The organism is Kitasatospora sp. NPDC058444, from assembly GCF_042721415.1.
Classification (GTDB): Bacteria; Actinomycetota; Actinomycetes; order Streptomycetales; family Streptomycetaceae; genus Kitasatospora.
In genome coordinates this window covers 80,479-102,299 of the sequence record NZ_JBHXLL010000011.1, presented here as the reverse complement: position 1 = coordinate 102,299, position 21,821 = coordinate 80,479, and the positions used below count along the sequence as shown (strand labels likewise).

Annotated in this window: 7 protein-coding genes; 6 read left to right on the top strand and 1 reads right to left on the bottom strand. The window is 75.9% G+C overall.

Annotation, left to right across the window (positions count from 1 at the left end; genetic code table 11):
• The first annotated feature begins 195 nt into the window (after window positions 1–195).
• From ACFWP2_RS14995 to ACFWP2_RS14985, 3 genes are all read left to right on the top strand, one after another.
• Complete coding sequence (locus ACFWP2_RS14995; protein WP_380451006.1) at window positions 196–13,419, top strand: MupA/Atu3671 family FMN-dependent luciferase-like monooxygenase; 13,224 nt, start codon at window positions 196–198, stop codon at window positions 13,417–13,419.
• On the top strand, window positions 13,416–14,903 hold the full coding sequence (locus tag ACFWP2_RS14990) for a condensation domain-containing protein (RefSeq protein ID WP_380451003.1): 1,488 nt from the start codon (window positions 13,416–13,418) through the stop codon (window positions 14,901–14,903). The genes ACFWP2_RS14995 and ACFWP2_RS14990 overlap by 4 nt, the downstream gene beginning before the upstream one ends.
• 211 nt (window positions 14,904–15,114) lie before the next feature.
• On the top strand, window positions 15,115–15,591 hold the full coding sequence (locus ACFWP2_RS14985; protein ID WP_380451001.1) for a nitroreductase family deazaflavin-dependent oxidoreductase: 477 nt from the start codon (window positions 15,115–15,117) through the stop codon (window positions 15,589–15,591).
• 131 nt (window positions 15,592–15,722) lie between these two features.
• Here ACFWP2_RS14985 and ACFWP2_RS14980 read toward each other — a convergent pair whose 3' ends face one another.
• The gene (locus ACFWP2_RS14980; protein WP_380450999.1) at window positions 15,723–17,000 is read right to left on the bottom strand and encodes an LPXTG cell wall anchor domain-containing protein; all 1,278 of its coding nucleotides are present in this window, start codon (window positions 16,998–17,000) and stop codon (window positions 15,723–15,725) included.
• A gap of 246 nt (window positions 17,001–17,246) precedes the next feature.
• On the opposite strand from ACFWP2_RS14980, the gene ACFWP2_RS14975 reads away from it, so the two are divergent.
• From ACFWP2_RS14975 to ACFWP2_RS14965, 3 genes are all read left to right on the top strand, one after another.
• Window positions 17,247–17,777, top strand: coding sequence for a GNAT family N-acetyltransferase (locus ACFWP2_RS14975; RefSeq protein WP_380450997.1), 531 nt, complete (start codon window positions 17,247–17,249; stop codon window positions 17,775–17,777).
• Window positions 17,774–18,472: a phosphotransferase family protein gene (locus ACFWP2_RS14970; protein WP_380450995.1), complete on the top strand. Its 699-nt coding sequence runs from the start codon at window positions 17,774–17,776 to the stop codon at window positions 18,470–18,472. The genes ACFWP2_RS14975 and ACFWP2_RS14970 overlap by 4 nt, the downstream gene beginning before the upstream one ends.
• Window positions 18,473–18,578: 106 nt before the next feature.
• Complete coding sequence (locus tag ACFWP2_RS14965; RefSeq protein WP_380451179.1) at window positions 18,579–21,809, top strand: AMP-binding protein; 3,231 nt, start codon at window positions 18,579–18,581, stop codon at window positions 21,807–21,809.
• The last annotated feature ends 12 nt before the right edge of the window (window positions 21,810–21,821 follow it).

The window sequence follows — 21,821 nt, the reverse complement described above, 5'->3', positions numbered from 1 at the left end:
CGGCGACCCTCCCACCGCCCCGGCGGCCCCGCGCCGCAACGCGACAACGACCACCCGCACCACCCGGCGCCCCCGCGCCTCAAGCCGTAAGCCGTAAGCCGTAAGCCGTAAAACGACACCCTTCTCCGCTCCCCTCCCTGCCCCGGGGCGGCCCACACCCGCGCCCCGGCACCGATCCGAAAGGTGCCGAACGTCATGAGTCCCACCGGTCCCGACCACGGCCGGCTGCGCACCCTGGAAGCCCGACTGCTGCTGCGCCCCGAGATCGCCGACTGCGCGCTGCTCCCCGTCGAGCACGAGAACGGCCGCCCCGGCCTGCTGGCCTACCTGGTGCCCGCCGTCGACGGCGATCCCGAGGCCCTGCGCCGGCGGGCCGCCGCCGCGCTGCTGGACGCCGACCCGAGCGCCGAGGTGCACCTCCTGGACGGCATCGTCCGCACCCCCGAGGGCGAGCCCGACGCCGCCGCCCTGGCCGCGGCGCTCACCCGGCCGCCGGCCGCGCCCGGCCCCGCCCTGCGCCACCTGAGTGAACTCACCGACCGCTGGCGCCCGTTCGGCGAGGGGTCGGCGACGGCCGGCACCGCGCCGGCGGAGCCGACGACCTCCCCCGCGGGCGCCGGAACGGAGGCCGTCGGCGCTCCGCTGCCCGCCCCCGCGCCCGACGCTCCCCGGACACTGCCCGAGGCACTGCTGCGCGCCGCCGCCCTGCACCCCGACCGGGGGCTGCACCTGGTCCGGGCGGGCGGCGAGGCAACCAGCCTGACGTACCGTCAGCTGCTGGACCAGGCCCGCGGGATCCTCGCCACCCTGGCCGCCGCCGGAGTGCGGGCCGGGGACCGGGTGATCCTCCAGGTCCCGGACCCGGAGCTCTACTTCCCCACCCTGTGGGCCTGCCTGCTGGGCGGGGTGCAGCCGGTGACGGTGGCCCGCCCGCCGGACTACCACGAGCGCAACCCCGTCCTGGAGAAGCTCTGGCACGCCTGGCAGACCCTGGAGGAGCCGCCGGTGCTCGCCTGCGGGCCGGCCGTGGCCGGCCTGGAGCGGCTCGGGGAGCTGTACCCGGCGCCGGGCCTGCGGGTGATCGCCGTCGACCGGCCCGCTGTCGACCGGCCCGCCGACGGCGGCCTGCCCGTGGCCGCCGAGCACGCCCCCGCCCCCGGCGACGTCGCGATCCTCCAGCTGTCCTCCGGCAGCACCGGGCGCTCCAAGGCGGTGCAGATCACCCACCGCGGCATCCTGGAGTACGTGGCCGGAGCCGTCTCCCAGGGCTGCGTACCGGGCGACACCACGGTCAACTGGCTGCCCCTGGACCACGTCGCCGGGCTGCTGATGTTCCACCTGCGCGACGTGGTGCTGGCCACCGACCAGGTGCAGGTGCCCACCGAACTCGTGCTCGCCGACCCGCTGGTCTGGCTGGACGCGCTGGAGCGCTACCGGGCGGCACACTCCTGGTCCCCCAACTTCGGCTTCCGGCTGGTCGCCGAGGCCGTGCGGGCGGCCGGACCGGCCCGCCACTGGGACCTGTCCGCGGTCAAGTCGCTGATCAACGCCGGGGAGCAGTGCACCGAGGCGGTGCTGGACGAGTTCCTGGCCGCCACCGCCCCGTTCGGCATCCGCCCGGAGCACCTGCTGCTGGGCTGGGGCATGGCCGAGACCTGCACGGTGATCACCTACAAGCGCTACCACGAGGACGGCGCCCGCCGGCTGGTGCGCACCGACTCGCTGACCGGCCGGCTGGAGCCCGTCGACGCGGACTCGGCCGAGCGCGGCACCGCCTTCCTGAGCATGGGACGGCCCGCACCCGGCACCCGGATGCGGGTGACCGACGACGACGGACGGGTGCTGCCCGAGCACTGGGTGGGCCGGCTCCAGGTCCACTCCGGCCGGGTGACGCCGGGGTACCTGAACAACCCGCCCGCCAACCAGGAGGCCTTCGTCGGCGACGACTGGTTCGACACCGGGGACCTCGCCTTCCTGGCCGACGGCGAGGTGGTGCTCACCGGCCGTCGCAAGGAGATCATCATCGTCAACGGGGTGCACTACTTCTGCCACGAGCTGGAGGACGTGGTGGCCTCGGTGACGGGGGTGCGCTCCGGGCACGTGGCGGCCTTCGGGGTGCCGGACGAGCGCACCGGCACCGAGCAGCTGGTGATCGCCTACGTCCCGAGCGATCCGGACGCCCCCGCGCCGCCCGTCGCCGCCGAGGTGCGGCAGCTGCTGGCGGCCCGCCGGCAGCCCGCGCCCACCCTGGTGCTGCCCGTGCCGGCGGCCGAGTTCCCCCGCACCACCAGCGGCAAGATCCAGCGCACCGCGCTGCGCCGCCGGCTGCTGGACGGCGAACTCGACGACCACATCGTGGCCTTGGACCTGGCCGAGGCCAATGCCCGGACGCTGCCGGACTGCGTGCGGCAGCTCGGCTGGGAACCCCGCCCGGCTGCGGAGGTCACCGCCGCTCCACTGACTGACGAAACGATCCTGCTGCTCGGCCCGTCCGGCCCCGGCACCCTCGCCGAGGCCCTGGCCGCCGCCCTGCCGAACGCCCTGGTGGCGGACCGGCCGCCGACCACCGACCCCGAGGAGTGGCTGCGGGCGCTCGGGGACCGGACGGCCGACCGGCTGGTCTACCTGTGGAGCGCGACGGCCGACGGACCCGTCCAGCCGGACGAGGCGCTGCTCGCCCTGCTCCGGGCGCTCCCGGCGCGGGCCCCGGTCCGCGAGCTGGTCTCGGTCAGCGCCGGGCTGCACGCCGTCCTCCCCGGTGAACTCCCCCGGCCGAGGGCAGCGTTGACCGCGGCCCTGACCGCCGGGGCGCGGGCCGAGCAGCTGGTGCCCGCCGCCCGGCACCTTGACCTGCCCGGCGACGCGCCGGCCGCGGAACAGGCCGCCGCCCTGATCGCCCTGCTCACCGACCCCAGGCCCGAGCCCGAGTCCGCCTGGCGCGCCGGCCGCCCCTGGGTCCCCCGGCTGCAAGCGGCCGAGACCGCCCCCGGACCGGCCGGGGCGGGCTGCTCGCTGCTCACCCCTGGCGCCCACTACCTCGTCACCGGCGGCCTCGGCGGGATCGCCGCCGAGCTGCTGCCCGGGCTGCTGCGCGAGTACGGCTCCCGGCTGCTGATCGTCGGCCGGAGCGACCTGGACGCCCCGACCGCCGAGGCGGCCGAACGCCGGGCCGCGCTGCGTCGACTGGCCGCCCAGGGCGGTCAGGTCAGCTACCTCCAAGCCGATGTGACGGACCGTCAGCAACTGGCCGAGGCCGTCGCCGAGGCCGAGCGGCAGTGGCAGGCGCCGCTGGACGGCGTGCTCCACCTGGCCGGCGGCTACCGGCTCGCGCTCCTCGCCGACACCGACACCGAGGGCTGGCGCGAGGCCGTCCGGACCAAGGCCGAGGGCACCGACCACCTCATCGAGCTGGTCAAGCAGCGCCCCGGCGCCCAGTTCGTCGCCTTCTCCTCGATGATCGGCCTCCAGGAGGCGGTCGGCTCCACCGGGTACGCCGCCGCCAACCGCTACCTGGAGAGCACCGTCGAACGGCTCCGCCGGGAGACCGGTGCCCCGGCCTGGACGATCTCCTGGGGCCTGTGGAGCGGGATCGGCATGAACCGCGACACGGAGAACGAGCAGGCCGCCGCCGGACGGGGCATCGCCGTACTGAGCGCCGCGCACGGCCGCCGGCTGGCCGCGCTGCTGCTGGCCGGCGCCCCGGGCCACCGGTACGCCGGCCCGGACCCGAGCTCCCCCGCCGCCCGGCGCCGGCTGCTGGCCACCGCGCCCCGCCCGGTGACCGCCGCCGCGCCCGCACCGTCCACTCCCTCCACGTCGACCGCGTCGACCACGTCGACCGCTTCGACGCCGGGAGACCGACCCGCCGTACCGGCCGCCCCGGGCACCGGATCCGCCGCGCCCTCGGGGCTGCGCCGGCTCGTCCTGGACGCCTTCGAGTCCGTCCTCGACACCCCGCTGGACCCGGGCCGCCCGTTGGCCGAACTCGGCATCGGCTCACTCCAGTTGATGCGGGTGCACGGGGCGCTCAGCGCCGCACTGCCGACACCGCCGGCGCCCACCGAGCTGTTCCGCCACCCCACCGTGGACGCCCTGATCGAGCACCTGGCCGCCGGGCCGGCCACGCCCGCCGCCACTGCCGGCTCCCCCGTCGCCGGGGTCGCCGGGCCGGGTGACGACCGCCGGGTGGCGATCGTCGGCCTGGCGCTGCGCCTGCCGGGCGCCGACACCCCCGAGCAGTACTGGCGGAACATCGTCGAGGGCGTCCGGAGCACCACCCGCTTCACCGAGGAGGAGCTGGCGGCGGCCGGACTGCGCCCGGAGGAGTACCGCCACCCCGACTTCGTCCCGGTCACCGGCGCGCTCACCGACGTCGACCACTTCGACGCCGAGGCGTTCGGCATCAGCGGCGCCGAGGCCGCGCTGATGGACCCCCAGCAGCGCCTGCTGCTGGAGATCTGCCGCCAGGCCCTGGAGGACGGCGGCTACGACGCACCGGACCCGGAACGCCGGGTCGGGGTCTTCGCCGGCACCGGGATGACCCTGTACGCGCTGCGCAACTACTACCAGCACACCCTGGCCGCCACCGCCGACCCGGCCGAACCGGTGGCCGCCCTGCAGACCGCGATCGGCAACCAGGCGGACTTCGCCGCCACCCGGGTCGCCTACCGGCTGGGCCTCACCGGTCCGGCGATCGGTGTGCAGACGGCCTGCTCCACCTCGCTGGTCGCGGTGCACCTGGCCGTCCAGTCCCTGCTGGCGGGCGACTGCGAGCTGGCCCTCGCCGGGGCCGCCGCCCTGCACATCCCGCAGGCCGCCGGCTACCGCTACGAGGAGGGGTCGATCCTCTCCCCCGACGGCGCCTGCCGGGCCTTCGACGCCGACGCGGGCGGCACGGTCGGCGGCAACGGCGTCGCCGCCGTCCTGCTCAAGCGCCTCGACCGGGCGCTGGCCGACGGCGACACCGTGCACGGGGTGATCCTCGGCTCGGCCGTCAACAACGACGGCGGACGGAAGGTCGGCTACACCGCGCCCAGCGTGGACGGCCAGGCGGCCGTGGTCGGCCGGGCGCTGGACCTGGCGGGCGTGCCCGCCGAGAGCATCGGCTACATCGAGGCCCACGGCACCGGCACCCCGCTCGGCGACCCGATCGAGTTCCGGGCGCTGGCCCAGGCGTTCCGCGCCCGGACCGAGGCCGCCGACTTCTGCTCGCTCGGCTCGGTGAAGCCCAACATCGGCCACCTGGACACCTGCGCCGGGATGGCGGGCCTGATCAAGGCGCTGCTGGTGCTGCGGCACGGCACCATCCCGCCGCTGGTGAACTTCACCAGCCCCAACCCCGCGCTGGAGCTGGACGGCAGCCCCTTCCGCCTCGCCGCCGAGCGCCGCGACTGGCCGCAGGGCCCCACCCCGCGCCGGGCCGGGGTCAGCGCCCTGGGCGTCGGCGGCACCAACGCCCACCTGGTGCTGGAACAGGCCCCGGACACCGCCGCGGTGCCCGCGCCGCAACCGGCCCCGACCGTGCTGCCGCTGTCGGCCCGCACCGCCCAGGGTCTCAGCGAGCTCGCCGAGCTGCTCCGCGACCGGCTCGACGCCGAACCCGCCCTGGCGCCCGGCGACCTGCCGCTCACCCTCGGCGCCGGCCGGCGCGCGCTGCGCCACCGGCTGACCGTCACCGGCCCCGACCCGGCCGCCCTGCGCAAGGGCCTGGACGCCTTCCTGGCGGGCCGGCCCACCGCGGCCGCGGCCCACCGCGAGACCGGGCGCGGCGAGGTCCGGCCGGTGCTGCTCTTCACCGGCCAGGGTGCCCAGTACCGGGGCATGGCCGCCGAGCTGTACCGGGCCTTCCCGGTCTTCCGCGCCGTCCTGGACGAGTGCGACCGGCTGCACCGCGAGAACTGGGACGAGCCGCTGCTGCCGCTGCTGCTCGACCCCGCCCCGCAGGGCACCGAGGACACCTGGACCACCGAAGCGGCGCAGCCCGCGCTGTTCGCCCTCCAGGCGGCCTACCTGCGGCTCTGGCAGGAGCTCGGGGTGCGTCCCGCCGCGGTCGCCGGGCACAGCGCCGGGGAGTACGCGGCCTTCCACGCGGCCGGCGCGCTCGACCTGGCCGACGGGATGTTCCTGACCGCGCTGCGCGGGCGGCTGATGCACCGGCTGACCGAACCGGGCGCCATGACGGTGGTCCCGGCCGGCCCGGACCGGCTGGACGGGCTCGGCGACTGGCTGCCCGGAGTGGACCTGGCCGTGGTCAACGGCAGGGGTCAGTGCGTGCTGGCCGGCCCGCCGCGCGAGATCGCCGCCGCCGAGGCCGTGCTGGCCACCGACGGGTTGACCCCCGAACGCCTGGCCACCGACCGGGCGTTCCACTCCCGCCTGCTCGACCCGATGCTCGACCCCTTCCGCGACCAGCTGGCCCGGCTGCGGCTGCGGCCGCTGACCGTCCCGCTGATCAGCAACCTCGGCGGCGAGGTGCTGGCGCCCGGGACCGTCCCGACGCCCGAGTACTTCCTCCGTCAGACCCGGGAGACCGCCCGGTTCGACCAGGTCCTCGCCGTCCTGGACGGGCAGGACCACGAGCTCTTCCTGGAGATCGGCCCGCACCCGACGCTGACCGGCATGGGCCGCCGGGAGCTGCCGCAGCGCCACTTCGTCGCCGGCGGCCGGCGCGGCGCCTCGCCGGAGCAGCAGTTCGACACCGCCGCGGCCGCGCTGTGGTCGCACGGCGTCCCGCTCGACTGGGCCCGCTTCGCCGCCGCACGGGAGTGGCCGGACGGACCGGCCCGCCGCGTCCCGCTGCCCACCACCGTCTTCCAACGCCGCCGCCACTGGTTCACCGCCCCTGCCAGGCCCACCACCGAGGACCCCGCCATGCACCAGGACCCACCCCAGCAGAGCGCGCCGGACGCGACGCCGGACGCCGCAGCTACCTCCGCGCTTTCCTCCGCACCTTCCTCCGCGCCCGCGCCGAGCCCCGAGGAGCTCGCCGAGCAGGCCGTGCTGCGGCAGGTCGTCGAGCAGACGGCCCGCCAGCTCGGCTACGACGAGGCCTCGGTCGGGACGGACGAACCGTTCTTCGACCTGGGCGCCGACTCGCTCTCGATGATCAACATGATCCGCGACCTGGAGCGCGCGTTCCGGGTGCGGGTGTCGATGCGCGAGCTCTTCGAGGCGGCGGACACCCCGGCCCGGCTGGCCGGGCTGATCGCCTCCCGGCTGGAGCCGGCGGTGCTGGCCACGCTGCTGCCGGCCGCCGAGCCGGAGCCCGTGGCGGAGCCCGAGCCCGCCGCCGTACCCGCGCCCGCGCCGGTGACGGCCGCGGCTCCGACGCCCGTTCCCGTCCCGGCCGCCTCCGCTGCCCTCGCCGCCCCGGCCGCTCCGACCGTCCGGGAAGCAGCGCCGGTCCCCCAGCCCGTGCCCGTCGCACCCCCTGCCCCGCGGGCGGTCCCCGCCGCGCTCCAGCCGGTGACCGACGGCACCGGCCTGATCGAGCGCCAGCTCGCGCTCCTCGGCCAGTTCTCCGACCTGATGCGCGACCAGCTCGGCCTGCTGGCCGGCGGCGCGCCCGCCCTGCCCCCGGCACCCGTGCCCGCGGCCCTGCCGCCGGCGGCCGTACCCGCGGCCGCCCCGGTCCCGGCGCCCGCCGTCGCCTCCGTCCCCGCCCCGGCCGCACCCGCAGCCGCAGCGGCCGTCGAGGCGCCCGCCGCGGCGCAGGCCCCGGCCGCCCCGCAGGTGCACGGCCCCCGGGTGACGGTCTCCCGCGAGTCCGGCATGGCCTCCGGCGGCCTGACCGACCAGCAGCGCGCCCACGTGGACGAGCTGGTCGCCCGCTTCACCGCCCGCACCACCGCCTCCAAGGCGATCACCCGCCGCCACCGCCGCACCCTGGCGGACAGCCGCGCCGTGGTCGGCTTCCGCTCCGGGACCAAGGAGATGCTCTACCCGCTCGCCGCCCGCCGGGCCCGGGGCTCCCGCCTGGAGGACGTCGACGGCAACCCGTACGTCGACATCACCATGGGCTTCGGCGTCCTGCTCTTCGGCCACGACCCGGAGTTCGTCTCCGAGGCCGTCCGCGAGCACCTGTCCTCGGGCCTGCGGCTGGGCCCGCGCGGCCCGGAGACCGGCGAGGCCGCCGAGCTGCTGGCCGAGCTGACCGGCACCGAGCGGGTCGCCTTCGCCAACTCCGGCACCGAGGCGAACGCCGGGGCGATCCGGCTGGCCCGCGCCCACACCGGCCGGGACAAGATCGTCATGTTCGAGGGCTCCTACCACGGCCACTCCGACCAGACCCTGGGCCGGACGCTGGGCCACGGCGCCGACCGGGAGACCGTCCCGGTGTCCATCGGCATCCCGGGCAGCGCGGTCGCGGACCTGCTGGTGCTGCGCTACGGCGACCCGGAGAGCCTCAAGGTCATCGAGGAGCACGGCGACCGCATCGCCGCCGTCCTGGTCGAGCCGGTGCAGAGCCGCCACCCGGGCCGCCAGCCCGTCGACTTCGTCCGCTCGCTGCGCGAACTCACCACCCGGCTCGGCATCGTGCTGGTCTTCGACCAGATGCTCACCGGCTTCCGGCCCCACCTGCGCGGCGCCGAGGGCTTCTGGGGCGTCACCCCGGACATGTCCACCTACGGCAAGGTCCTCGGCGGCGGCTACCCGATCGGCGCGATCGCCGGGCGGGCCGACATCATGGACGGGATCGACGGCGGCCACTGGGACTACGGGGACGACAGCTACCCGCCCAAGGACACCACCTTCTTCGGCGGCACCTACATCCAGCACCCGCTGGCGATGACCGCCGCGGGCGCGGTGCTGCGCCACCTCAAGGCGGCCGGCCCCGGCCTCCAGGAGCGGCTGAACGCCCGCACCGACGAGCTGGCGGCCACGCTGAACGGCTTCTTCGAGGAGGAGGAGTTCCCGCTGCGGCTGGCCCACTTCGGCTCGCTCTTCCGCTTCGAGCCCCGGGCCGACATGGAGCTGCTCTTCCCGCACCTGCTGACCCGCGGGGTCTACGTGTGGGAGTGGCGCAACTTCTTCCTCTCCACCGCCCACACCGACGGCGACCTGGAGTTCGTGATCGACGCGGTCCGCGAGTCGCTGCGCGACCTGCGGCGCGGCGGCTTCTTCCCGGCCTCGCCCGGCGTCCGCCTGCCCGCCCCGCGGCCGACCGCCGAACTGCCGGTGCCCGCCGAGGCCGTGGGCCGCGCGCCCGCCGAGGCGATCGCGTACCAGCCGGTCAGCGACCCCCAGCGGCCGGTGGACTTCAGCCTCTACTTCTTCGGCGACTACCCGCAGGACTCCCCCGACGACGAGAAGTACCGCATCGTCCTGGAGAGCGCCCGCTTCGCCGACCGGCACGACTTCCACTCCGTCTGGCTGCCCGAGCGCCACTTCCACTCCTTCGGCGGCATCTTCCCCAACCCCTCGGTGCTGGCCGCCGCCCTGGCCCGGGAGACCAGCCGGATCCGGCTGAACGCGGGCTGCGCCGTGCTGCCGCTGCACCACCCGGTGCGGGTGGCCGAGGAGTGGTCGGTGGTCGACAACCTGTCCGGCGGCCGGGTCGGCCTGGGCTGCGCCAGCGGCTGGCACCCGAACGACTTCCTGTTCTTCCCCGAGCGCTACGGCAGCCACAAGGAGCTGATGCACCGGCAGATCGACACCGTCCGGGCGCTGTGGCGCGGCGAGCCGTACCAGGGGCGCAACGGCAACGGTGAGCCGATCGAGGTGACCCTGCACCCGCGCCCCCTGCAGGAGATGCCGCCGATGTTCACCGCGATCGTCGGCAACCCGGACAGCTTCCGCGAGGCCGCCCGCAACGACCTCGGCGTCATCACCAACCTGATGACCCAGGACATCGCCCAGCTGGCCGAGAACATCGCGGTCTACCGGCGCACCCGGGCCGAGCACGGGCTCGACCCGGAGGCCGGCCGGGTGGTCGTGCTGGTCCACACCTACCTGGGCACCGACCTGGCCACCGCGCGCGAGCAGGCCTACCGGCCGTTCTGCAACTACCTGCGCTCCTCGCTCTCACTGTTCGGGCAGATGGCCAACAGCCTGGGTCTGACCCTGGACTACAAGAACGCCCGCGAGGACGACCTGGAGTTCGTGCTGGAGCGCGCGTACGAGCGGTACTGCGCCTCCCGCGCACTGATCGGCACCCCGGAGAGCGTCCAGGGGGTGCTGTCCGAGCTGCGGGCGGCCGGCGCGGACGAGATCGCCGCCTTCGTGGACTTCGGGCTCTCCCCCGAGCTGGTGGCGGCCGGCCTGCCGCAGCTCGACGTCCTGCGCCGGGACACCCTGCGCGGCGCGCCGCTGTCCTACGCCCAGCAGCGGATGTGGTTCCTGCACCGGATGCTGCCCGACGGCGGGCAGTACAACGAGGTCAAGGCGATCGCCCTGGACGGCCCGCTCGACCCGCAGGCCCTGGACTCCGCGCTGCGCCGGCTGATCGAACGCCACGTCGCACTGCGCACCGTCTTCCGGGAGCAGGACGGCGAACCGTTCCAGCAGGTGCTGGCGCCGCCCGCCGGCCCGGTGCTGCGGCGGATCACGGCGGACCCGAGCAGCCGCGACGCGGTGGCCGACCTGGTCGCCGCCGAGGGCGAGCACCGCTTCGACCTCGCCGAGGGCCCGCTGTTCCGGGCCCTGCTGCTGGAGCAGGCCGCCGACCGGCACGTCCTGGTCCTCTCGATGCACCACATCGTGATCGACACCCTGTCCACCGTGGTGATCACCCGCGAGCTCGGCGAGCTCTACCTGGCCGCCCAGGAGGACCGGGCCGCCCGGCTCCCGCTGCTCACCACCAGCCCGGCCGGCGAGGCCGCCCGGGAGCGGGCCCGGGTGGCCGCCGGCGAGTACGACGAGAGCCTCGCCTACTGGCGCAAGGTGTTCGGCGGCGGTGACCTGCCGGTGCTGGCCCTGCCCACCGACCGGCCCCGCCCGGCGGTGCCGGACGGCCGAGGCCGCTCCTTCGTCCACCACCTGCCCGCCGAACTCTCCGACGGCCTGCGGGAGTTGGCCCGCTCCAAGCGCTCCACCCTGTTCATGGTGCTGCTGACCGGCTTCGCCGGCGTCCTGCAGCGCTACGCCGGCCAGGACGAGATCGTGCTGGGCACCCCGGTGGCCAACCGCGCCGACGGGACGGAGGACCTGATCGGGTTCTTCGTCAACACCCTGGCGCTGCGCCTGGACCTCTCCGGCGAACCCGCCTTCGCCGAGGCGCTGGGCCGGGTCCGCTCCACCGCACTGGACGCCTACGAGCACCAGCAGCTGCCCTTCGAGGTGCTGGTGCAGGAGCTGAACCCGCAGCGCGACACCAGCCGCAACCCGCTGTTCCAGGTGATGGTCGAGTTCGAGAACCACATGGTCTTCGAACTGGACCTGCCCGGGCTGACGGCCCGCCCGCTGGACCACGTCGCGGACCGTTCTGCCTTCGACCTCACGCTCTTCCTGACCAGCCTGCCCGACGGCATCCGCTGCCACGTGGAGTACGCCGAGACCCTGTTCGACCGGGCCACCGTCGACCGGCTGCTCGGTGCCTTCGAACGGCTGCTCACCGCGGCCGTCGCCGACCCGCAGCGCCCCCTCGTCGAGCTCACCGCCGTGTCCGCCGCCGAGGCCGACACCGCCCTGGAATGCGGCCCCGCGGCCGCCCGGGAACCCGAGCACCCGCTGGCCACCATCACCGCGACCGCGGCCGGACGGCCCGAGCGGACCGCGGTGGTCGCCGCCGACGGCACCGAGACCGATTACCGGACGCTGCTGGCCCGGGCGGAGGACCTGGCCGGCCGGCTGCTGGCGGCCGGCGTCCGCGAGGGCAGCCGGGTGGGCGTCCTGCTCCCCCGCTCGGTGGACCTGGTGGCCGCGCTGCTGGCCATCCTGCGCCTCGGCGCCGTCCACGTCCCGATCGACGTGCTGCAGGGCCCCGAGCGCTGCCGGCTGATCGTCGAGGACAGCGCGCCGGTCGTCCTGCTCACCACCTCCGACGAGGCCCCGGCCGAACTCGGCCTGACCGTACCGACGGTGCTCACCGGCACCGCCCCGGCCGACGCCGGGCCCGGCGACGCCGCGCCCGCCGAACTGCCCCCGCTGCCCGCCCCCTCGCAGCAGGCGCCCGCGTACCTGCTCTACACCTCCGGCTCCACCGGCCGCCCCAAGGGCGTGCTGATGCACTCCCTCGCCCTCGCCCACTTCGTGGCCTGGAACGTCGCCGACCACCCCGCGGCCCGCACGCTCCAGTACGCCTCCTGCGGCTTCGACGTCAGCGTCCAGGAGATCCTCACCACGCTGGCCGGCGGCGGCACCCTGCTGCTGATCGAGGAGGAGACCCGCTACGACGTGACGGCGCTGGCCGCCGTCGTCCGGGCCACCCGGGCCGAGCGGCTCCACCTGCCGTACACCCCGCTGGCCGCCCTGGCCGACGCGCTCGGCGAGGAGCCGGTGCCCCACCTGCGGGAGCTGGTCTCGGGCGGCGAGCAGGTGCTGCTCACCCCCGGGCTGCGGGCCTTCCTGCGCCGCAACCCCGGCTGCCGGCTGATCAACCACTACGGCCCGACCGAGACCCACGCGCTGACGGCCGGCGAGATCGACCCGGACGGCCCGGAGTACGCACCGATCGGCCGCCCGACCCCGGGCAGCCGGATCGTGCTGCGCGACCCCGCCGGGCGCCGGGTGCCGGCCGGAGCGGTCGGTGAGATCCACGCCCTCGGCGTCCAGGTCGGCATCGGCTACATCGGCCGCGACGAGGAGAGCGCCGCCGTCTTCACCGACACCCCCGACGGCCCGGGCTACCGCACCGGCGACCTCGGCCGCTGGCGGCCCGACGGCCGGCTAGAGTACCTCGGCCGGGCCGACCGCCAGGTCAAGGTGCGCGGCTACCGGGTCGAGCCCGGCGAGATCGAGACCGTGCTGCGCGGCCTTCCCGGCGTGCAAGCCGCCGCCGTGACGGCGCGCCGCACCACGACGGGCACGGTGCTCGCCGGGTACGTCGGATGCGCGGCCGCCGACCTGCCCGCGGTCGCCGACCGACTCGCCGACCTGCTGCCCGACTACATGGTGCCCGGGCTCTGGGCCACCGTCGACGCCCTGCCGTTCAACGCGCACGGCAAGCTGGACACCGCCGCCCTGCCGGAGCCGCGCCCGCTCGGCGCGGACCAGCCGCAGGCCGCGCCGACCACCGAGCTGGAGCGCACCGTCCAGCGGCTCTGGGAGGAGGAGCTCGGCCGCCCCGCCGGGGTGGAGACCTCCTTCTTCGACCTGGGCGGGCACTCGCTGGCCGCCACCCGGCTGCTGAACCGGGTCCACGAGGCGACCGGTCTGCGGATCGGCGTGCTGGACTTCTTCCGCCGCCCGACCATCCGCGCGATGGCCGCCCACCAGCCGGCCGTCGAGCAGGCCCCGGCCTTCGAGGAGGGCACCCTGTGAGCACGGCAACGGACACGGACGCCGCCGAGCAGGGCTGGCAGCGGCTCCTCCGACTGCTCGACGACCGCGAGATCGTGCTGCGCACCACCGGCGAGCGGCTCGGCTACCTGGCCCCCACGGGGGCGATGGACGAGGAGGTCACCGGCCTGGTCCGGGCCCACCGCGACCGGCTGCTGACCACCCTGACCGGCGCCGGGGCCGCCCTGGCCGCCGCGCCGGCCGGGCTGGCGCAGCGGCGGATGCACACCACCCACGGCCGGTCGGCCGACCCGGCGGTGTGGAACATCGTCCAGCGGATCACCCTGCGCGGACCGCTGGAGCCCGAGCGGCTGGCCGGCGCCCTGACGGCGCTGACCGAACGCCACGAGAGCCTGCGGACCCGCTTCCTGGACACCGAACTCGGGGTGCTCCAGCAGGTGCTGCCGAACACCGCGACGGACCTCCCGGTCGACGACCTGCGCGGGCTCTCCCCCGCCGACCGCGCCGCGGCGATCGCCGCGGCCACCGACGCCGAGATCCACCGCCCGTTCGACCTGGCCGAGCCCCCGCTGCTGCGCACCCTGCTGCTGCGCACGGCGGAGCAGGAGTGGGTGCTGCTGCTGACCGTCCACCACATCGCGATCGACGGCTGGTCGCTGGCCATCCTGCTGGACGACCTGGGCGCGCTCTACCGGACGGGCGGCCCCCTGCCGCAGGAGCCCGGCCGGATGACCGACCACGCCTGCTGGGAACGGACCGTGGTCACCCGGGCCGCCACCGCGGCGGCCGTCGACCACTGGGCCGCGGCCTTCCGGGGCGCCTCGCTCTCGGTGGACCTGCCCACCGACCGGCCGCGCCCCGAGCAGCGCTCCGGGCGCGGCGAGACGGAGAGGTTCCGGATCCCGGCGGCCGTGGCCGACGCGGTCGCACGCTACGCCGCCGGGCGTTCCACCACCCCCGCCGCCGTCCTGCTGGCCGCTCTCAACCGGCTGCTCGGCAAGCTCAGCGGCGGGCCGGAGACCCTGATCCTGCTCTCCAGCGCCAACCGCACCCGGCCGGTCGACGAGGGTGTGGTCGGCCTGATCACCAACAGCGTGCCGATCCTGCTGCACGCCCGGGACACCGACACGTTCGGGGACCAGGTCGACCGGGCCGGCCGGACGATCGCCTCCGGCCTCGACCACTCCCGGCTGTCCCTCGGCCACCTGGTCGAACCCCTGCGGGAACGCGGCATCTCGCTGCCCGCCTCGTTCCCGCAGGTCATCGTCGCCGTCCAGAGCACCCCGGCGATCGCCCTCGACCTCCCCGGTCTGACCGCCGAGATCGAGGACATCCCCGGCCCCTCCGCCCGCGCAGACTGCGCGATCGCCCTCACCCCGGACGCCGACGGCTACGCGGGACAGATCGAGTACGACGCCGACCTCTTCGACCCGGGCACGATCCGCGGCTGGCTGGACGCCCTGCTCGCGGACTTGGCCCAGCAGTTGGAGGTCCCGCTCGCATGACACCCCGGTGGTCCCCGGTGGGCGGTGCGCCGCCCACCGGGGACCACCGGAGGCTTCCCCGAACCGCGGATTCGCAGAGCCGGGTGCGGCACCGGAACCCTGCCGTCACACTGGAGGCTGTCGGCGGAGCCGGACCGGCGGTCGCCCCGTCGCGCGAGGCCCGCGGGGGACCGTCCCGGCATGATCCGCACACGACAACGAGGTGAACGCGATGCCTCTTGAGGGCGAGTACGAGCCGAGTCCGGCGCAGTGGGTGCGCGACCAGGTCGAGCTGTACGAGAGCTCGGGCGGCACGCGCGGCACGACGCTCTGGGAGACCGGCCTGCCGGTCGTCATCGTCACGATGCGCGGCGCGAAGAGCGGCCGGATCCGCAAGATCCCGCTGATGCGTGTGGAGCACAAGGGGCGCTACGCGGCGGTGGCCTCGAAGGGCGGCTTCCCGCAACACCCGGCCTGGTACTCCAACCTCAAGGCCGACCCGCACGTGGAACTCCAGGACGGCCCCGAACGCCGGGCCATGACGGCCCGTGAACTCACCGGGGACGAGAAGGCCCGGTGGTGGCAGCGCGCCGTCGCCGCGTATCCGCCGTACGCCGAGTACCAGGAGAAGACCCACCGCGTGATCCCGGTCTTCGTCCTCGAACCCGAGCCCCCGGCCGGGCACCCCGACGCCGACCGGCGCCGCTGAGCCCGGCTCCACGGGCGGCCGTCGGACCCGCGGGCCGAGGCGGGGCTGAACGCCGCGCGGCACGGCAACGGCACGGGAGGTCGGGCCGGCCGACTTCCCGTGCCGCGGGCGGGGATCCGCAGGACGCACCGTCAGGAGCGCCGGCGGCCGTTGCGACGGGCGAGGCCGAACACGGCGGCACCGGCGCCCACGCAGAGCAGGGCGCTGATCACGAGGGCGGGAGTACTGCTCCCGGTCTCGGGCAACTGGCCCCCTCCGTGACCGGGGCCCTGCTCGGGCGGGCGGTGGTGACTCGGCCCGCCCGTGGGGGACGGCCCGGCGGTCGCCGTGTGGCTCGGGCCGGCGGTCGCCGACGGCGAGTGGGTGGGCGAGGAGGTCGGGGACGGCGAGTGGGTGGGCGAGGTCGTCGGGGACGGCGAGTGGGTGGGCGAGGAGGTCGGGGACGGCGAGGAGGTGGGGGACGAGGTCGCGGTGGAGGACGGGGACGGGGACGGGGACGGCGTCGCGCAGGCCACCTCCTGGATCACGACCTCCCCGTTGCCGCTGCGCGCTCCGGTGGTGAAGGTCGCGGAGGCCGGTCCGAGGCTGGAGCCTCCGCCTCCCCCGCCGCCGTCGAGCGTGCCCGCGGTGGACGAGCCGCCGGCGCCGCCCCCGTGGGCCCCTCCGCCGCCTCCGCCGCCCGTGCCCATGTGGGGGTCACCGACATTGATCGCCGCGTCGCCGCCCTTGGTGCCGGTGGCGCTGCCGCCGGCGACGCCGTCGTGGTCGGAGTCGGCCGTGGCGACCCCGCCCGCGCCACCCGCTCCCCCGCTGCCGCCCGACTTGCCGCCCTTGCCCGCCGGGCTCTGGCCGGTGTCGGCTCCGTCGGTTCCGGCCTGCCCGCCGTCGCCGCCGCGCGCGGTTCCGTTGTCGGAGAAGCTGCCGGCGCCTCCGCCGCCGCCACCCGCGACGATCAGCGCGCTGCCGCCCGTCGTCACGGTGGTGGCGCCGCCGCCGCCGGCGCCGATGGCACCGTTCCCGGGGTGGTGGTCGGCGCTGTAGGAACCTCCCTGGCCACCACCGCCGTAGCCGCCGTAGGAGGTGCTGCCGGGCACCGAGAGGTCGCCTCCGCTGCCCGCCTGTCCCACGTCGACGGTCAGGACCTGACCGCTCGTGACCTGCACCGTGGTCCGCACCTGGCCGCCCTTCCCGCCGGGCGATCCGTAGACGGCGTCGCCGCCCGCACCGCCGGAGGCCTGGACCACGAGTTCGCAGATCCCCGCGGGGACGACGTACTGCTCGGGCGCGCCCCGGTACTCGAAGGTGTGGGTGCCGGGGGCGGCCAACGCCTGCTGCGGGGCGCAGACGAGCAGGGCCGCGAGGGCGGCCGAGGCGGCGATTCCACCGGTTCCATAATGAATGTTTCTCATACAAACCTTCTAATGGAGTGGCCGCCCCCGACAGCGGTCAACACACGGTTCCGTCCGGGTGAACCCCACCGCCGGATGCGGCCGAGGCCGTCGCGCGCCACCGGGTGGCCCGTCGGTGACCGGCTCGCCGAGGATCTATCTGCGCCCGGTGGTCCGGGACCGGATGACGACAGCCCGCGGCCCACGCCCCGTGGCCCCGGAGAAAACCTGTGGTCACGGCCGGGCCGCCGATGGTAAACATGTGACATGTTACAAGGCACCCACATTACCCTCCGGGCCCGCCACGACGCCGACCTCCCGGTGCTCCTGGCCGAGCTGTACGACGACGTGGCGACGCGCTCGCGGGCCGACTCCCGCCCCTGGCGGCCCATTCCTCCGGGATCGGCGGACTCCCCGTACGCGGTCTCCGGGCCGTCCGACGAGGCGGCGTGCTTCTCGGTGGTCGAGACGGCCTCCGGGGAGCTGGCCGGGGAGGCGCTGCTGTGGGGCATCGACGCCCACAACCGCGGCGCCCACGTGGGCCTCGCCCTACTGCCGGGGCACCGGGGGCGCGGGCTCGCGCCGGACGTCCTGCGGGTGCTCTGCCACTACGCCTTCCCGGTGCTCGGCCTGCGCCGCCTCCAACTGGAGACGCTGGCGGACAACGCCCCGATGCTCCGGGCCGCCACCGGCGTCGGCTTCACCGTCGAGGGGCGGCTGCGCCAAGCCGCCTGGGCGAACGGGGAGTTCGTGGACCAGGTCGTACTCGGGCTGCTGGCCGAGGAGTGGCGAAGATGAGCGGCGGACCGTCCGGGCTGCGCCCCCTCCCGCACGGCTACACCAACCGCACCGCGGGCGACGGCACCGTGGTCGTGAAGCGCTACGAAGGGCCGGACGCCGAGGAACGGGGCCGGCGCGAGCAGCGGCTGCTGTCCCTGCTGCACAGACTGCTGCCGGTTCCCCCGGTGCTCGCGGCCGAGCCGGGCGCCATCACGCTCGGCCACCTGCCCGGGGTGCCCGCGCAGGACCTGCTGGACGCCGGGCACGGCGCGCGGGTCCTGGCCGCCTGCGGGCGGGTGCTGCGGCGGCTCCAGGCCGTCGACCCCGCGGTGACCGGCGAGGTTCCGGCGCGCCCGGGGTCGGTGCTGGTGCACGGGGACTTCGGGCCCAACAACCTGCTGCTGGACCCCGCCACCTTCGCCGTCACCGGCCTGCTGGACTGGGAGTTCGCCCGTCCGGGAGAGCCCGTGGAGGACCTGGCCTGGTGCGAGTGGATCGTCCGCGCGCACCACCCGGATCAGGTCGGTGCCCTGCACCACCTCTTCGACGCCTACGGGCAGCCGGTGCCGCCCTGGCCGCGGCGCCGGGCCGCCATGCTCGCCCAGTGCGCCCGGCTGGAGGAGTTCTGCCGCCGACGCGACCCGGACGGGCCGGGGGTACGGCAGTGGCAGGAGCGCGGGCGACTGACGGCGGGCTGGCCGGAGATCCCCTGACCCCGGGCCCCGGCGGGCCGACGTCTCCGGGCCGACGTCTCCGGGCCCGCGCGCCAAGGGTCATGACGACATGTGAACGGATCTGGCGCCCGCCTTCACCGTTCCGATACGGTCTGGACCAATCAGCGGCCGATCTTCCTCCGGCATCGGTCCGCCGCGCTCCGAAAGCCTCCCGGGAGTCGTCATCAGCGCCCAGCCCGCCTCCGTTCCGCTCACGCTTCCGGCGCTCCTGGACCACCGGGCGGCGCTCCATCCCGACCGCACCGCGCTGCTCGTGCCCGGCGGCGGGAGCCTCACCTACCGCCGGTGGCGCGAGCGGGCGGTGCGGGCCGCGCACGGGCTGGCCCGGGCGGGCGTGCGGCCCGGGGACACGGTGGCGCTGCTGTTCACCAACCGGGAGTGGGACGAGTACGCCGTGGCGTTCCTGGCCGCCCACTACGCGGGCGCGGCCGGGCTGGTGATCCGCGAGGACCTGGCCCCGGCCGATGTGGAGCGGCTGATCGAGGCCGCCGGGGCGCGCTGGGCGCTCGCCGGGAACGGCCCGCGCACCGCGCTGCCCACCCTCGGCCTCGACGACCTCGGCGGCCGGGACGACCTCGACTCCCCGGACGGGAACGAGCCGCCGCACCGGGTCGCCCCCGGGGACCTGGCCCAGATCATCGGCACCTCCGGTACGACCGGCACCCCGAAGGGCGTCCGGGCCGCCCACGCGAGCCTGACCGCCGGCCTGGTCCTCGACCCCCGCCCCCGCCCGTACGCGCACTCGCGGCACGCGGTGCACGCCTTCCCGATCGGCACCAACGCCGCCCAGGCGGTCCTGGTGAACGCGCTGACCGCGCAGCCCGCGACGATCTGCCTGCCGCGCTTCGACGCGGAGGAATTCGGTCGGGTGGTCGAGGAGTTCGGCGCCGGCACGGTCTTCCTGGTGCCGTCGATGGCGGTGGAACTGCTGAACTCCGGGGTCGCCGACCGCCGGGACCTCGGCAGCGTCCTGCTGGTCGGTTCCACCGCCGCCGCCCTCCCGCCGGCCGTCGCCGCCGGGCTGAGCGCCGCGCTGCCGAAGGCGACGGTCGTCAACACCTACACCTCGGCCGAGGCCTCCCCCGCCCAGATATCCGCGGTGGTGGACCCCGGCCGACCGGGCTCGGTGGGCCGCCCGACCGACCCGGCCGAACTGCGGATCCTGGACGAGGCCGGGGAGCCGGTGCCGCCCGGCGGGACCGGCGAGATCTGGCTGCGCCAGCCCGGCCCGCCGCGCGGATACGCCGGAGCCGAGACCGAGACCGGGACCGGGACCGGAGCAGGGACCGGGACCGGAAGCGCAGCCGAGGCCCCAGCCGCCTCCGACACCGTCTTCCGCGACGGCTGGGTGCGCATGGGCGATCTCGGCCGACTGGACGGGGACGGCTTCCTCCACCTGGTCGACCGGGAGAGCGACATCGTCAAGTCCGGTGCTCTGAAGGTCTCGACGCTGCGGATCGAGGCCGTGCTGCACGAGCACCCGCAGGTCGCCGACGCGGCCGCGCTCGGCCTGCCCCATCCGGTGATGGGCCAGGTGCCGGTCGCCGCGGTGATCCCGCGGCCGGGCGGAATCGATCTCGACGGGCTGCGGCTCTTCCTGAGCGAGCGGCTCGCCAGGCCCGAACTGCCCGTACGCATCCTGGTGGTGGACTCCCTGCCGCGCAATCCGAGCGGCAAGGTGCTCAAGCACCGGCTGCGGACCGCGTTCGAGGAACCCGCCCCGGTGAGCGGAAGGGCCCCGGAGACGGAGCGGGAGCTCGCGCTCGCCGCGCTGTGGCGGGCCGTGCTGGGACGGCCGGTCCGGGCGGTGGAGGACGAGTTCTTCGCCCTCGGCGGGGACTCGTTCCGCGCCGTCCAGCTGGCCGCCGCGATCTCCGCCGAGTTCGGCGTGGCGGCCCGTACCGCGCTCGTCTTCGAGCGCCCCTCGCTGCGCGCCCAGGCGGCCTGGCTGGAGCGGGCGGAAGCCGCTCCGACCGGGCCGGCGGAGAAGTCCGGGGCCGAGGAGTCGGACCGCGAGGACGGCTCGGACTTCCTCCGCGAGCTGCGCGCCCAGCCGCACGACCTGCCGCTCACCTCCCAGCAGGAGAACTTCCTGCGCTGGATGGCCGAGGTCCCGGGCCGCAACGTGGGCTCGGTGGCGGTGATGTTCCGGGTGACGGAGGGCCTGCGGACGGACGTCCTGACCGACGCCCTGCACGAGGCGATCCGTCGCCACCCCGCGCTGCGGACCAGGTTCGTCCCGGCGCCCGGTACCGAACCCGGGGTGCTGCGGGCCGTCCTGGACGACGCACCGCACGCGGACGTGGTGCTGGTGGACGCGCCCGGTGCGAGCGACGACGAGGTGTCGGCGCAACTGGTCGCCGTGCGCGACCGGTTGACGGACGTCGCGACGGGGCCGATGACCAGGCTGGCCGTGGTGAGCCGGGGGCCGGCGAACCACGTCGTCCTGCTGGCCGTCCACCACCTGGTCAGCGACGGCTGGTCGCTGGGCCTGCTCCTGCGCGACCTCGGGGTGGCGTACTCGGCGCTGCGCCACGGCCGGCAGGCCCCGGCGCCCCGGCCCGGCCCGGAGTACCGCGAACTGGTGGAGTGGTCGAACGCCCACTGGCCGGCCTCCCGGACGCACTTCGCGGCGGCGCTCGCGGACGCGCCCGAGGCGATCGACCCCTTCCCGGGGCGCCGGCACACCGAGGTGGTGCTGAGCGCCGCCCACGCCTTCACGGTGCCCCCGGAGGCGGCGGGCGCGCTGCGGGCCAGGGCGGCGGAGCTGGGGGCCACCCCGTTCCTCGCGGTGGCGGCGGTCTGGAGCGGTCTGCTGGCCGCCCGCAGCGGACAGCCGGACTTCGTCCTCATGACGCCGGTGCCGGGCCGGACCCGCCCGGAGGCGGAGCGGGCGGTCGGCTGTTTCGTGCAGTCGCTGCTGGTGCGGGTGGACGTGTCGGGTTCGCCCGGGTTCGCCGAACTGCTGGACCGGGTCCGGTCCGCCGCCACCGCCGCGCTCGACCACCAGCTGTACCCGTTCGCGGAGTTCAGCCCGCTGGCGCCGTTCGCGGCCTGGCTGCGGTACGAGAGCTGGAGCGCGCCGGCCCAGCTGCCGGGGGTGGCCTGCGCCGCATGGGAGCTGCCGCGCAACGCCACCGTGCCGTACCCGCTGCCGGGCGGCGACCGGCACGTCCCGGAGCTCGCGGTCACCGAGCTGCCGGACGGCGGGCTGCGGTGCTGGCTGCGGTACAACGAGCACGCCTTCGAGGCCGGGACGGTGGCCGCGCTGGCCGAGGACCTCGCCGCCGCGCTGACCGGGGCAGCCGGGCTCTGACAGAACGACAGC